Annotated in this window: 16 protein-coding genes and 1 pseudogene; 8 read left to right on the top strand and 9 right to left on the bottom strand. The window is 61.5% G+C overall.

The annotated features are described in order from the left end of the window. Positions 1–82 precede the first annotated feature (82 nt). The 5 genes from NCS58_RS28160 to NCS58_RS28140 all read right to left on the bottom strand — a co-directional run bounded on the left by NCS58_RS28160 (position 83) and on the right by NCS58_RS28140 (position 2222). Entirely contained in the window at positions 83–496 is a 414-nt protein-coding gene (locus tag NCS58_RS28160; protein ID WP_250478048.1) for an RcnB family protein, read from the bottom strand. Positions 497–796: 300 nt separating this feature from the next. Further along, positions 797–1015: a hypothetical protein gene (locus NCS58_RS28155; protein WP_061119452.1), complete on the bottom strand. Its 219-nt coding sequence runs from the start codon at positions 1013–1015 to the stop codon at positions 797–799. Between the two features lie 29 nt (positions 1016–1044). Further along, entirely contained in the window at positions 1045–1299 is a 255-nt protein-coding gene (locus NCS58_RS28150) for a hypothetical protein (protein ID WP_061119451.1), read from the bottom strand. Between the two features lie 20 nt (positions 1300–1319). Then, complete coding sequence (locus NCS58_RS28145) at positions 1320–1526, bottom strand: hypothetical protein (RefSeq protein WP_061119450.1); 207 nt, start codon at positions 1524–1526, stop codon at positions 1320–1322. Between the two features lie 111 nt (positions 1527–1637). Continuing rightward, positions 1638–2222: a glutathione binding-like protein gene (locus NCS58_RS28140; protein ID WP_061119449.1), complete on the bottom strand. Its 585-nt coding sequence runs from the start codon at positions 2220–2222 to the stop codon at positions 1638–1640. Between the two features lie 231 nt (positions 2223–2453). On the opposite strand from NCS58_RS28140, the gene NCS58_RS28135 reads away from it, so the two are divergent. From NCS58_RS28135 to NCS58_RS28125, 3 genes are all read left to right on the top strand, one after another. Further along, complete coding sequence (locus NCS58_RS28135) at positions 2454–3572, top strand: diguanylate cyclase (RefSeq protein WP_250490776.1); 1119 nt, start codon at positions 2454–2456, stop codon at positions 3570–3572. Positions 3573–3678: 106 nt separating this feature from the next. After that, the gene (locus tag NCS58_RS28130; RefSeq protein WP_061119447.1) at positions 3679–4218 is read left to right on the top strand and encodes a DUF4142 domain-containing protein; all 540 of its coding nucleotides are present in this window, start codon (positions 3679–3681) and stop codon (positions 4216–4218) included. 69 nt (positions 4219–4287) lie between these two features. Continuing rightward, positions 4288–4671 (top strand): DUF1801 domain-containing protein, encoded by a 384-nt coding sequence (locus NCS58_RS28125; RefSeq protein ID WP_061119446.1) that lies wholly within the window; start codon positions 4288–4290, stop codon positions 4669–4671. Here NCS58_RS28125 and NCS58_RS28120 read toward each other — a convergent pair. Next, positions 4668–5498, bottom strand: a complete 831-nt coding sequence (locus tag NCS58_RS28120; protein ID WP_250478046.1) for a class I SAM-dependent methyltransferase — start codon at positions 5496–5498, stop codon at positions 4668–4670. The two genes, NCS58_RS28125 and NCS58_RS28120, sit on opposite strands and share 4 nt — an antisense overlap. A gap of 235 nt (positions 5499–5733) precedes the next feature. Here NCS58_RS28120 and NCS58_RS28115 point away from each other — a divergent pair, with 235 nt between their 5' ends. The 3 genes from NCS58_RS28115 to NCS58_RS28105 all read left to right on the top strand — a co-directional run bounded on the left by NCS58_RS28115 (position 5734) and on the right by NCS58_RS28105 (position 10075). Further along, positions 5734–7905, top strand: coding sequence for a TonB-dependent siderophore receptor (locus NCS58_RS28115; RefSeq protein ID WP_250478045.1), 2172 nt, complete (start codon positions 5734–5736; stop codon positions 7903–7905). A gap of 169 nt (positions 7906–8074) precedes the next feature. After that, positions 8075–9088, top strand: coding sequence for an ABC transporter substrate-binding protein (locus NCS58_RS28110; protein WP_061119443.1), 1014 nt, complete (start codon positions 8075–8077; stop codon positions 9086–9088). Between the two features lie 39 nt (positions 9089–9127). Then, positions 9128–10075 carry a TauD/TfdA family dioxygenase gene (locus NCS58_RS28105; RefSeq protein ID WP_061119442.1) on the top strand — a complete coding sequence of 316 codons (948 nt, stop codon included), beginning with the start codon at positions 9128–9130 and terminating at the stop codon, positions 10073–10075. Between the two features lie 41 nt (positions 10076–10116). Here the strand turns inward: NCS58_RS28105 and NCS58_RS28100 are convergent, their stop codons facing one another. After that, positions 10117–10188 (bottom strand): DUF2165 family protein, encoded by a 72-nt coding sequence (locus tag NCS58_RS28100; RefSeq protein ID WP_143756368.1) that lies wholly within the window; start codon positions 10186–10188, stop codon positions 10117–10119. 321 nt (positions 10189–10509) lie between these two features. On the opposite strand from NCS58_RS28100, the gene NCS58_RS28095 reads away from it, so the two are divergent. After that, entirely contained in the window at positions 10510–12093 is a 1584-nt protein-coding gene (locus tag NCS58_RS28095) for a sodium:alanine symporter family protein (RefSeq protein ID WP_061119441.1), read from the top strand. On the opposite strand, the gene NCS58_RS28090 is transcribed toward NCS58_RS28095, so the two are convergent. Continuing rightward, complete coding sequence (locus tag NCS58_RS28090) at positions 12090–12839, bottom strand: carbonic anhydrase family protein (protein ID WP_061119440.1); 750 nt, start codon at positions 12837–12839, stop codon at positions 12090–12092. The genes NCS58_RS28095 and NCS58_RS28090 overlap by 4 nt on opposite strands. A gap of 111 nt (positions 12840–12950) precedes the next feature. Continuing rightward, positions 12951–13847 (bottom strand): LysR family transcriptional regulator, encoded by an 897-nt coding sequence (locus NCS58_RS28085; protein ID WP_061119439.1) that lies wholly within the window; start codon positions 13845–13847, stop codon positions 12951–12953. Positions 13848–14063: 216 nt separating this feature from the next. On the opposite strand from NCS58_RS28085, the pseudogene NCS58_RS28080 reads away from it, so the two are divergent. Next, positions 14064–14155 (top strand): annotated as a pseudogene (locus NCS58_RS28080) (succinate dehydrogenase, cytochrome b556 subunit); the annotation flags it as partial.

Raw genomic sequence — 14155 nt, 5'->3', positions numbered from 1 at the left:
GTCGTTGAACGCAAATTGCCCGCCTGAACAGGCGGGCAATTTGCGTTTCATGCCTCGGAAAACGAGGGTTTGAGCGCGCAGCTTATTGCGACATCACGATCTGCGCGATGACGCCCGACGCAACCGCGACCAGCAAATAATCCGCACCGACGCCGACCCATTGATAGCCGCGCGGAGGCTGGCGCAGGCCGTGGCCGTGCCAGTCGTCTACGACATACTGGTGATTGCGGTAATCCGACGAGAGGCGCTCGCCCTTGCGCCACTCCGAATGGCGCGGCTCGTTGTTCGCATGCTCGGGCGCACGCGGGGCGTCGTGCTCGTATCCATTGCGGCCGTTCATGTCGGGGCCGTGGCCGGGCGCGCCCGGGCCAACGGGACCGCGATTCATTTCGTGATGGCCGTCCGGGCCGCCCGGCGCGGGCTGCGCGAATACCGCACCCGTCGTCAGTCCGATGGTCGCGCAAAGCAGCGCGGCGACGATTCGATTCTTCTTCATGTTTTTCCTCTTGAAGGTTGCGAAGGGACGTTTCTCGATGCCCGGACTGTACGCAACGAAGTGGAAAAATGACGTGAGCATGTGTAAGCAACGCTTACCGTCAATTACGCGCGACTGTAAATCGGATCGCGAATGTTATTGAAAGGAAGCGCGCGATAGCCTTCGAATCTCTTGAGCGGAATGCCGATTGCCGCCGGCTCCACGGATGCCAGCGCGCAATACTATGGACCTCGAAGTGAGAATGTCGTCGAAAGCGGCGTTCAGGTCGTACTGTGACGCATGAGCGTCATTGCATGAGCGTCATTGCGCGTCGTCGCCGGCCGGCAGCATGTCGGCCTTCGCATTTGCGTGATTTTTGGCCGCTTCCATCGCCGCATCGGGACTCTCCAGCGGACGATCGCGCATTTCCGTGTAGCCGTCTGCATCGATGGTATAGGACCAGGTGAACTGCCCAGTCGGATCGTGGTCGATGGTGATCTCGACGCGATGCCCGTTGCGAACGTAAGTCTCGGTAGACATGATGTGACCTCTCGTTGAGTAACCGGCGTTCAGGACATCCCCGCGCCGCGCGCACGCTTGAGTGCGAGGATTGCGGCCGCGGGCACGTGCACCGTGCCGAAGCCGAGCGCGAACACGAGCCATGACGGCATCGGCAACTCAAGCGTGTAAGCACCCATCGCGCCAAACGCAAGCGACACCACGATCAGCACGAGATGCGCCGTACGGCGCTTCGCCTGAGCGCGTGTGAAGCTTGGAATCTCATAGTGCGTGTAGCAGACGATCACGCCCATCAGCGCTGCCATTACGACGGCTTGCCATGGAATCACGGCTTGTGGGAGTCGGGCGGGACCGGGTTCTTCTCCTGCGTCGACGGCAACTCGTTTTCCGATGCTTCATGCGTGCGCTTTTCGCGTTCGTCGAGTTGACGCTGCTTCGTATCTTGCGAGGACGTCGGCGGCGAATCGTCGCGGCCTACGGGTTCGTCCATGTCGTCGGCGGTGGCGTGCGGCACAGGCTTGCCTGGCTCCATGATGGCCTCCGAGATTGAGATGGCGCGCGATGCGCGCCCTCACTTCGTTTAGCAAAGGCCGGACCCGCCCGCATGACGCGCGCGTTTTCGCAATGCATCATGCGCGATAGATCATTCGAGCCCTTCGTGCTCGAACGCGAGCTTCACGGCCGGGCGCTCGCGCATGCGCTTGTAGAACGCCTGGAGTTCGGGAGGCAGTTCCACGCTCATCTTCTGCGCCCACGTAAGCATCGTGAAAAGATAGGCATCTGCGACGCTCACCTTGTCGCCGAAGAGATACTCGCCACGCATCGTCTTCGCGACGAGGGCGAAGCGTTGCGCGATTTTCTCGCGTGCGGCAGTGGCTTCCGCATCGGACGACGGCCGGAACACGCGGGCGAATTGCTTGTGGATCTCCGTCGAAATGAACGCGAGCGTTTCCACGAGGCGCAGTGCGCCGTCGTCGCCGGAAGGCGCGAGCGATGGGGCTTCCTGCGCGATCCACCATAGAATCGCGACGTTCTCGGTGAGTCGCTTGCCGTCGTCGAACTCGACAACGGGCACGTAACCCTTCGGATTGATTTCGGCGAACGGCGTGCCGTCCTCGGTGACCTTCGCCTTGAGGTCGACCTTCACGCGGTCGAAATTCAGGCCTGCTTCATGCATCGCAATGTGATCGGCGAGACTACATGCGCCGGGTGCGTAATACAGTTTCATATGTGCGTCTCCTTGCTGTGATGGCGATGCGGAAACGTTATCCGGCGAGCAAGGCTTATGCCGCAAGCGCCGCGCGGCACTAAAGTTTGCTGAGCGCGTGCCGTTGATTCGACAGTGCCGTGTTCGCAGCGGTCGAAGGCGAAAGCTATGATTCGGCCGTTTTGTCGCGATGCGCGGTCTGCCGTCCATGACGCCCGATGTCCCGGCCAATCGCACGTGGCGGGCTATTCCATGTTCCACACACCTGATACAGAAACACTGCGCCTTTGCAGCGTGCTTGCGAGCACGGCGTTCGGACTTGTCTTCGCGCTGGTGCGCTTCGGCCGCAAAGTCGAACCGCAGTTCGTGCACTGGTCGGCGAGCTCGTTCCTCTACGCGGCCGTGCTGACCGGTTTCGAGCCCGCCCGCGGCAATGCGGCTGTGATCGGCCTGCTGCTGGGCGCACTCGCGGCGACCAACATGCTGATCATTTCAGGCTTGCGCGCTTTCGACGGCAAGCCGCCGTTTCGCGCGTGGATGCTCGCACCGATCCTCGGCTGCTTCGCGGCGCATGTCCTGCCGGGATGGATCGGCGGTCATGGTCCGGCAGCGTCGATGCTGACGCATGCGGCCGACACGATCAGCGTCGCGATTTCGGCGGCGACTACCGGCCTCATCCTCTGGTCGAGCGGGCGGCGCGAGGAGAGCCGCGCGCGCCGCATTGCCGGTCTCGCGATGCTTGGCTACCTGCCAGGTTATGCAGTGACGCTCGCCGCTTATGCGTGGTCGGGACCGGGCATCAATTACCTCGCGCTGATTCCGATGCTCTCGGACCAGTTGCTCCTCGGCGTGCTCAATCTCGGCCTGCTGGCGATTCCCGCCGAACGCGCGCAGCAACGCCTGCGCGACGCCGCGTTGCGCGATCCGCTGACGGGCGTCTGGAACCGCGCCGGATTCGATGCCCACGCGAAGCGCCTTGCCGCGCCCGGTGCGACGGTGCTCGCCATCGACCTCGATCATTTCAAGCAGATCAACGACCGGCATGGTCACCTTGCGGGCGACAACGTGCTGATCGAACTGGCACGGCTGGCGGGCGCGGAAGTCGCGTCGCTGGGCGGCGAGTTCGGGCGGCTCGGCGGCGACGAGTTCGTCGCGATCGTGCCGGCATCGCGCGCATCGGGTGCGCAGGCCTGCGCGAACCAGATCCACGCTGCGTGTCGCAAATACACCGAAGGCATGCCGGAATGGACGACGAGCATCGGCGTATCGCAGATCGGTGCGAACGATGCGGGCTTTCAGGAAGCGCTGCAACGCGCGGACGTCGCGCTGTATCGTGCGAAACTCGCGGGCCGCAATACGCTGACGGTGTGAAGCAGGCTCATGCCGTCTCGCGCTGCGGCAAGGCTTTCAAGCGACGGACGGACACGCGCGCTTTTCAAGGTAGAGTCATCGGTGTCGATATAACCCGGAGGCTCCGATGAACGGCAAACGCATCGCGGCGCTGTTGATGCTGCTGCTGACGTGGACCGTCTGCGTAAAAGCGCAGGAGCAGCCGCTTTCCGATGAGCAAATGCTCGGCGTCATTTTCGTCGCGAATCAGGCGGAGATCGCTGCGGCCAGTCTGGCCTTGCGCAGGACGCGTTCCAATAGCCTGCAGGTCTTCGCGAAGCGGATCGTGTCCGAGCATGCGCAGGTCAATCAGGAGATCGCCACGCTGATGCAACGATACGGCACGCAGCCGCAACGCAGCGCGACGAGCGACGCTTTGACGAAGCAAAGCATCGACGACATCGCGGATCTCGACCAGACGAGCACTTACGATTTCGATGAAGCGTATCTCGATCGCGAAGTGGCGTTTCTGCAAAAGCTCGTCAATACCGTAGATGGCTATATCCGCATGGCGCGCAGCGCGGAGGTGCGCACGCTCCTGATCCGCTCGCGTCCGTCGTTCATCTTTCATCTCGATCAGGCTCAACGGTTGCAGATTACGATCGGCAGTCCGGGCCTCATACGCTGACGGCGCTACCTTGGAATGATCGGCGCCGAGATAGAACCATAACTTGAACGCAGAATCACGGAGACACGCATGAATCCATCGGAACGAATCGACGCGCTGATTGCCGGCATCACCGACTGGCGCGGCGAGACATTCGCCAATGTGCGCAAGATCATTCTCGCGGTGGATGGCGGGATCGTCGAGGAGTGGAAGTACATGGGCAGCCCGGTGTGGTATCGCGACGGCATGATCGCGGTGGCTAACGCACATAAAGGCAAAGTGAAGCTCACGTTCGCCAACGGCGCGAGCCTTCCCGATCCCGACAAGCTCTTCAACGCGGGTCTCGAAGGCAATGCGCGGCGTGCGATCGATTTCTTCGAGGGCGACAAGATCAACGCGCGTGCGTTGAAAAATCTCGTGCGCGCGGCGATCGAATTCAATCAATCGAAATCGACGAAGAAAGCCGCGGGCTAAGCCACGCGCGTCCACGCGCCGATGAAAGCCGGCGGCTGCATGACGCCATCGAGCGCGACGATTTCATCGCGCAGACGCGCGGCCAGCGTGTCGATACCGACCGCATCCGCGCTTGCAATGCCGAAGCGCTCGGCAAGCGGCAACAGCGTGCGCATAACCTCGGCCAGATACTCATACGCGAACGAGTCGGGACCGCCTTCGACGCGCGCCGAAAGCAGCATCTGCGGCCCGGGGAGGCCGGCGCGACGAAACGTCGAATAGAGCTTCGATCCCATGTCGGTCTCGACGCCCGCCCGTCGAAACGTCTCCACGATCCAGTGCAAGCCTTGCGCGCATAGCGGCGATTCGGGCATCGAGCGCGCGGTGCTCATGTCCATCTCGTGGAAGACGAAGAGCGTGCCCGCGCCTGCACGCTCGGCGAGGCGGCGCAAGGTCGCGGCGGGATCGGGCAGATGCAGCAGGATGAGACGGCCGACGATGGCGTCGACGGGCTCCGCAAGATCGAAATCCGCCACGCTCGCGACGTCGAAGCGCACGTTATCGAGGTCCGCGTGCCGCGCCCGTTCGCGCGCTTTTCCGATCACGCCGGGCGCCTGATCGATGCCGAGCACCGACCCGTTCGGCCCCACGAGCGATGCCGCCAGAAACGAGACATCGCCCGCGCCGCAGCCCAGGTCGAGCACGCGCATGCCGGACGCGAGGCCCGCGCGGCGCAGGACATCTTCAGTCAGATCGGCGACGAAACGCGCCTGATTTTCGAGGCGCTGCACTTCCGGATCCGAATGGCCGAGCACGTAGGTGCCGGCGCAAGAGAGGGAAAGGTTCATGGGCGTGACCTCGCATGTGCGTGATCGCGGCAACGGCCGCGCATTCATGGTAGCGGCTGTGCGCTGAAAGCCACTCGCACCCCAAAAATTTCAGAATACGTTCCGCCGATCGCGTTGTCTCCCGACAAAAACGCTCGAATGAGTTCTTTACAAATACAAAACGTTCGGTGACAATGCGGCCGCAAATAATAACGATTCGCATTCACACACGCAACGGTATCGACGAAAAATGAGCATGAAATCTGGTAAGACGAGCCCGGTCGCGATGCGGCCCCTGAAAGTGGCGGCGCTGCTGCTGTTCGCGGCGGCGCCGCTCGCCTATGCACAGTCGACGGAGCCGGCTTCGTCCGCGCCTGAAGAAAGCACGCTGCCGGCGGTAAAGGTCACCGCGCAAACAGTCGACCAGCCGTATGGTCCGACGAAAGGCTATGTCGCGAAGGAGTCGGCGGCGATGAAGGGCACGCCGTCTCTGCTCGAAACGCCGCAGTCCGTCTCCGTCGTCACGCGCGAGCAGATGGATCAGCAGAACGCGCAGACGCTCAACGCGGCCGTGCGCTATGTCTCGGGCGTAACGCCTGAAACGCGCGGCGGCATCGCGACGCGCTATGACATGCTGAAGGTGCGCGGCTTCGATGCGGACAAGTACTGGAACGGCCTCAAGCTGCTCGATAACGCGTGGTACGCGGTGCCGCAGATCGACCCGTACATGATGGAACGCATCGAAGTGCTCAAGGGTCCCGTGTCCGTGCTCTACGGCCAGGCGGCGGCGGGCGGCCTGCTCGATCAGGAAAGCAAGATGCCGACGGTCGTGCCGCTGCACGAAGTGGGCATCGAATTCGGCAACTACGCGCACAAGCAGGCCAAGTTCGATTTCTCCGGCCCGATCGCGGGCGATGACCGCTATCTGTATCGCATCACCGGCATCGCGCGCTCGGAAGACGGGCAGGTGCAGTCGACCTACAACAAGCGCATCGCGATTGCGCCGTCGTTCACATGGCGCCCGGACAACAAGACTTCGCTCACGCTGTACGGTCTGTACCAGCATGATCCGCGCAGCACGTCGTACGGCAGCGTGCCGCCGCAAGGCACGGTCCTCTACAACCCGAACGGCAAGCTGCCGAGCGACTTCTACGACGGCGATCACAATTTCGAGAGCTTCAATCGCGTGGAAGAAGCGATCGGCTACAGGTTCGACCGCAAGCTCAACAACGCGTGGACGTTCCGTTCGAACGGCCGCTTGCTGCATCTCGCGCAGGACTACAAGAGCGTCTATGCGAGCATGCTCGAAGACGACCTGCGCACGCTCGATCGCGGCACGGCGGCTTCGAAGGACAACCTGAATACGGTCTCGCTCGACAATCAGCTCGAAGGCAATTTCTCGACCGGTCAGATCGATCATACGGTGCTGTTCGGATTCGACTATCAGCACTACGCGAGCAACTTCGACGCGGGCTTCGGCACGGCACCGACGCTCGACATGTTCGCCCCGAACTACAACCAGGCGATCACGCCGCCTGACCGCTATCACCAGGTGCTGAGCGGCACGCAGTATGGCGTTTATGCGCAGGATCAGGCGCGCTGGGGCAACGTGATCCTCACGCTCGGCGGACGCGAGGACTGGGCCAGCAGCGATTCGAACAACACGACTTACGGCATCGTGTCGCATCAGTTCGATCGCGCGTTCACGTTCCGCGGCGGTCTGACGTACGTGTTCGACAGCGGGATCGCGCCGTACTTCAGCTATACCGAATCGTTCACGCCGCAAGCGGGCGTGGACATCAGCGGCAATCAGTTTTCGCCCGAGCGCGGGCGTCAATACGAGCTCGGCGTGAAGTTCCAGCCGAAGGGCTATAACGCGTTCTTTTCGGCTGCGCTGTTCGATCTGACGCGCAAGAACCTGTTGACCGTCAACGCGGACAACCCGGCCTTCCAGTCGGCGGTCGGTGAGGCGAGATCGCTCGGCGTCGAACTCGAAGCGAAGGCGAGCCTCACTGATTCATTGAACGTCACCGCGAGCTACACATATCTCAACACGAAGTACACGAAGGACAACAGCGGACTCGAAGGGAAGTTCCTTCCTGCTATTCCGCAGAATCAGGCCTCTTTGTGGGGCTATTACACGATCAATCGCGGACCGCTCGCCGGTCTCTCGATGGGCGCGGGCGGACGCTATACCGGCACGACGTACAGCAGCGACAACAGCTTCAAGGTGTCGAGCTTCTTCCTCGTCGATGCCACGCTGCGCTACGACCTCGGACGCGCCGCATCGCAGTTGAAGGGTGCGGAGCTTTACGTGAACGCGCAGAACCTCTTCAACAAGGAATATGTCGCATCGTGCTACTACGGCAGCTGGTGCGCGTTCGGCTACGGGCGTCAGGTGTTCGCCGGCATGAACTATCACTGGTAAGCACGCTTCACCGCACCGCGCCTTCCGGAGGGCGCGCTGCATCGAATTGTCGTTAAGCGCCGCCCTGGCGCTTATCGCGAACGAAGCTATCCGTATCGGGATTTCTTCGTTCGCGTGCGATTAAGCGGCGAGTACATTGATCGCTCGCCGCTCTTCCACGATATCCCGCATGACGACATTTTCATTGCAGCGTCTCTTCGCCGTGTTCGCGTCGATGGCAATGCTCGCCTTGCCGATTCATCGCGCGCACGCCGAAGGGAACGTGAAGATCGTCGATCAATATGGCATCGGCTCGTTGCTGCTGAAAGTAGCGAAGGATCAGAAGCTCATCGAGAAAGCAGGCGCGCGCGCGGGACTCGCTATCGACGTGCAATGGAGCACGCTCTCGGGCGGCGCGGCCGTGAACGAGGCGTTGCTGTCGGGCGCGGCGGATATTGCGACCATCGGCATCGGGCCTTTGATGACGATCTGGGACCGCACGCGCGGGCGGCAGGACTTTCGCGCCATGGCTGCGCAAAGCGCGGTGCCGGTATATCTCGTGACGAACGATCCGCGCATTCGCAGCATTCGGGATATCGGCGAGAAGGATCGCATCGCGGTGGTGTCCGCCGCCGTGTCGCAGCAGGGGCGGCTTCTTCAGATGGCATCGGCCAAGGCTTTCGGCGATGCCGACTATGCGCGTCTGGATCGCTTCGAGGTCAACATGCCGCACGCCGATGCGACGACCGCAATGTTATCGGGCAACTCGGTCGTCAATCTGCATTTCTCCAATGCGCCGTATCAATATCAGGAGCTCGAAGATCCGAAGATTCACAAGGTGACGAGTTCCACCGACATTCTCGGCGGTCCTTCTACGGGCAGTGTCGTCGTCACCTCCGGCGCGTGGCGCAAGGACAATCCGAAGACGTATGCGGCCGTGCGCGCGGCGCTCGACGATGCGGCGAAACTCGTCGACAGGGACAAGGCGCAGGCGGCGGCCATTTACATTCGTCAGGACGGGTCGAAGCTATCGCCCGCGTTCGTCGAAGGCATTTTGAGCGACAAGGAAGCGAGCTTCGCCACGACACCGCAAAACACGCTGCAACTGGGCGCGTTCCTGCACAAGGTCGGCGTGATTCGTCATGAGCCGAAGTCGTGGCGCGATTACTTTTTCGCCGACGATGCGAACGCGCAAGGCAGTTGAGTGCCTCGTCAATGAATCCCACGTACAAAGGAATTCGAAATGAATGCCGCTGCCATCGAGAAAGAAGCAGAATTGACCGTCAGTCCGCTCTCGGCGCACATCGGCGCGGAGATCGGCGGCGTCGATCTCACGCGTCCGCTGTCTTCCGCACAGGTCGATGGAATCCGCGCCGCGCTGCTCAAATGGCGCGTGATTTTCTTTCGCGAGCAATTCTTGAGTCATGAGCAGCACATCGCATTCTCGGCGCAGTTTGGCGAGCTTACGGTAGGGCATCCGGTGTTCGGGCATGTCGATGGACACCCCGAGATCTATTCGATCTCGAAGTTCCGCAAGGCGACGCGCTTCGAAGGGCCTTCGCTCTTGCGCCCTTGGACCGGCTGGCACACCGATGTCACGGCCGCGGTGAATCCGCCGTTTGCATCGATTCTGCGTGGCGTGACGATTCCGCCCTATGGCGGCGACACGCAATGGACCAATCTCGTGATCGCATATGAGAAGCTCTCGGCGCCGCTGCGTACTTTCGTCGATGGCTTGCGCGGCGTGCATCGCTTTGCGCCGCCGCAAGGCGCGAGCGGCACCGATGCTTTCACGAAGGCCGTGACGGACCACACGCTCGTGAGCGAGCATCCGCTCGTGCGCGTGCATCCGGAGACCGGCGAGCGCGCGCTGTATGTGAGCCCGGGCTTTCTCAAGCACATCGCGGGACTGGCGCCGCGTGAAAGCCAGGTGTTGCTCGAATTGCTCTGGGAGCATGTGACGCGGCCGGAATTCACGGTGCGCTTCAAGTGGGAGCCGGGCAGCATCGCGTTCTGGGACAACCGCACGACCGCGCATCTCGCGCCCACGGATATCTTCGATCTCGACTTCGATCGCCAGTTGTATCGCACGACGCTCGTCGGCGATGTGCCGGTCGGGCCCGACGGGCAGAGGTCGGTGGCGATCGAAGGCTCGCCGGTGGGGGCGGCGGCTGCGGTGACGTTGAATTGAATGTAAAGCAGTCGAAACGCGCTCTCCCGGCCGTTCCATTGCTACGACCGCCACATCCCGAACCATTCGCCGCCGGTCGTCATGGAGCAGACCTGCCAGGTGGTTGCTGCCATGGTCCGTCAGTTTGCCGAAGCTGACAAGCGAGGCGAGCAGGGCTTCGCAGTCGTCCGGTCCTCGTGTTCTCTGAGACGCTCTGCAACAGAAGAATGAGATAAGCACGACGCAACGTCGCAACTAACTGTCCTATCGGCGCGATCCGTTTCCCGGCTTCGCCATCGGCCATCAAGAGGAAGGTGGGTCCCCGAACCGTATAATCGCTGCCTCAAAAGATTGCGTGCCCGCGCCGGCACGTCCGCCAGCTTCGAACATCGCTGGTTTATCAACATTCCGAACCCCTGTTTGAAGCAGGTCGAAGCACGAAAGGAACGCCTCGCGTGGAAAGTCTCTTCCAATCCGTGAATGCATTGTTTGCCTTCATTGCACCCGTGTCGGATTTCTTGTGGGATTTCCCCACCAATTTCAAGGCATATTCGCGAATTCCCGTGCTCGGGCAGTTCTCGTTCGCGATTCTTTTGCTCGTCGGCGTGGGCATCCATTTCACGATCCGCACGCGCTTCATCCAGACGATGAACGTCGGCAAGATCGTGCGCATCATGTTGCGCAGACAGTCGTCGAAGACCGGCGTCAGTGCGCTTGCGTCGTTCATGCTCGGACTCGCGATGCGCGCGGGGCCGGGCAATATCGTCGGCATCACGGGTGCGATTTCGGTCGGCGGGCCGGGTGCATTGTTCTGGATGTGGGTGGCCGCATTCTTCGGCATGGCTACTGCATTCATGGAATCGACGCTCGCGCAGCTTTTCAAGGAGAAGAAGCACGATGAGTTCGTCGGCGGCCTGCCGTTCTATGGGCGGCGCATTCTCGGCGACAGGCGCATCGTCGGCACGTTTCTTTCGCTCGTATTCATCGTCTATGCGCTTTTCAACGTGCCGCCGCAAACGTTCAACGTGTTCACTGCGATCGGCACCATCGCCGATACTGTCACCGGTACGCATCTCGCACGTCAGTCGACGGTGTATTACGTCATCGCGGTCGTGCTGATCGCTGCGTGCTCGTTCATCATCATGGGCGGCATTCGCCGCGTGACCGCCTATACCGATCTCCTCGTCCCGATCAAGGCGACGCTGTTCTGCCTGATGTCGTTCGTCATCATCCTGATCAATCTGCCGCTGATTCCGTACTTCTTTCACGAGGTGTTCGTCGGCGCATTCGCACCGCATGCGCTCTTCGGCGGAGCGATCGGCACCGCGCTCGCGCAGGGCGTCAAGCGCGGGTTGATGTCGAACGAAGCGGGCCAGGGCACCATCACGATGGCCGCCGCGATCGCCGACAACGATCACCCCTGTGAACAGGGCTTCGTGCAGAGTCTCGGCGTGTTCTTCGACACGATGGTCATCTGCACGATGACGGGGTTCATCGTGGTGATGGCGCACGTCTGGACCGGCACCGTCGATGGGCAAGCGTGGGAATCGGTGAGGGCATCGAAGATCACGGTCTATCTCGCATCGGTCGAAACGCTCGTGCCGGTTTCCGTCGCTCACGTCGTCAAGATCGTGATGTGCGTGTGTTACGGGCTTTTCGCGTTTACGACGTTGCTCGGCATGATCTCGTTCGCGGAGATATCGGCGAACTTCATCTCGCGTAGTCGCGGCTTCATCACTGGTATCCGCGTCGTGGGCTCGCTCGTGTTCGTGCCGTTCGGTGCGCTCACAGTGCTTGCCGGCCTCGAGTTGCCGAACCTCTGGGCGCTGTCCGATCTGATGAACATCGTGATGGTGCTGCTCAATGTGCCGATTTTGCTGATCGGGCAACGCCTCGTATATAAGGCGCTTGCGAACTATCGGTCGACGCGCGGCGGGGCGTTTGTTTCCGAGGATATCGGCGTGCGGACGGAGTATTGGACGGCGCGGCGCGATGTCGTGAAGCAAAAGGAAGGCGTTCGAGAGCGTGTCGAAGTTTAAGAGCCGAAAAACTCCACCGCCCCCGTGCTCAAGTTATACATCGCCCCGGCAATCTTGATTCCATGCTGGCTTTCCATCTCGCTGAGCACGGCGCTATCGCGGCGAATCTGTGCAATGGTCAGTTCGACATTCTTGCGCGCCACTTTATCGACGAACGCGTAGTTGGTCGCCGTGCGCTCGCCGTCGTACTGCGTTGCATCGACAGCGGGCTTGATGCGCGCAAGCAGACCCGTGAGATGGCCCAGCTCGGCATTGGCGATCGCGCCTTTGATCGCCCCGCACGACGTGTGCCCCATGACGAGCACTACTTTCGCGCCCATCAGCTTGCACGCGAACTCCATGCTGCCGAGGATATCGTCGTTTTCGATATTGCCGGCGATGCGGCAATTGAAGATATCCCCGATGCCCAGGTCCATGATGACTTCCGCGGGCGCGCGCGAGTCGATGCAACTGAGCAGCACGGCCGCGGGATACTGTCCTTTCGCGCTGGCCTTTTGCTCGCGCAGATAATTCCGGTCCTTGCGCTCGCCTCTCCGAAACCGCTCGTTGCCTTGCTTCATCAATGCGATGATCTGCTCGGGCGTCATGCTGTCGCGCTGCGCGTGCGTCAATGCATCGGCGTGAGCCGAGGTCATGAGAAGCGACGGGCCGGCAAGCCCGGCGATAGTTGCGGATGCAACTGATCTGAGGAAACCCCGGCGGCACGCGGGCGTGCATTGCAGCGGATGCTTTACCTCTTCGCGCATGACCTTGCTCCTCGATGTCAAAGGATTGGGCCTTCTTGACGCTTCTCTTGCGAACTGAAGTGTTGGACGAAAATGCGTCGAATGCAATGCGCGCTTGTTCTGATGACAATGTCACGTCGATGACGTAACGACCTGCCGCGCGATGTCGAGAAAGTTGGCGGTCTTGGCGGCTGTCGCGTCGATGCGCGAGGCCAGTGCGAGGCGGATCGTGATCGCGCTGCCGAGCGCATCGGTGTAGGCGACGCCGTCGACCTGAATCTGACAGACGGATGCCGGCACCAGCGAGACACCGAATTCGGCCGCGACCAGATTCACGACTGACGAAAGCTGCGGCGCCTGCTGCCCGGGGACCGGCTCGAACCCCGCTTCACGGCAAGCGCCGATGATGACGTCGTGCAAGGTCGGGCTCGCCTCGCGCGGCAGCATCACGAAGGGATCATCCGCCAGCGCCGCGAGCGGCACCTTGCGTTTCTTCGCGAGCTTATGCGTGGCGGGCAGCACGATTTTCATCGGCTCGATCGCGATGTGATTGATCTGCACGCCCGCGGGCGACTGGCTGCCGAGACGAACGAAGGCGACATCGACACGGCCCGCGTCGAGATGAGCGAGCAGTTGCGCCGTATTACCTTCCGTAAGCGTGAGTGTGACGTTCGGATAAGCCTGCCGATAAGAGCGGATCAGCTTCGACACGACCGGATTGAACGCGGCCGACCCCGTGAACCCGATATTGAGCTGGCCGATCTCGCCGCGCCCCGCACTCTGCGCCTTTTCGACGGCGAGGCGTGCGTCGTTCATCAGGCGCTTGGCATCGATGGCGAACGCCTCGCCGGCTTCGGTCAGCACGACGCCGTGGCCGGTGCGCCGGAAGAGCCGCACGCCGAGTTCGTCCTCCAGCGCATGAATCTGCTGGCTGAGCGGTGGCTGGCCGATGCCGAGCCGTTCCGCCGCGCGCGTCACGTTGCGCTCCTCGGCTACGGCCAGAAAGTAACGGATATGGCGCAGTTCCATGCGATATCTGTCAAAGATATTTCAGAAAGACGAGATAGATATTGGACAGTATATCAATCGCGCGACAAAATACCGCTATCGCGCAGTGCGCGGGCTAAAAACTTTTCCCCAATTACATCGCCGGGCGCTTTCGAGGCGGATCAGGCTGGACGAGTGCCGCCCGTGTCGTGTATCGACGACGCGCGAATCGTCAATCAGATTGGGAAGGGGTCTAACGTGGCTGAAGCATTGAAAAAACCAAGGCCCGAATACCGGAACATCGGACTCGGCCAACTCGCGAAGTACCGCTTGCCGCTGGCAGGAAAGGT

It is taken from the genome of Caballeronia sp. INML3B (genome assembly GCF_023631305.1).
Classification (GTDB): domain Bacteria; phylum Pseudomonadota; class Gammaproteobacteria; order Burkholderiales; family Burkholderiaceae; genus Caballeronia; species Caballeronia turbans.
Note: the sequence above shows the minus strand (reverse complement) of the source record. Positions and strands in the feature narration are given on the sequence as shown.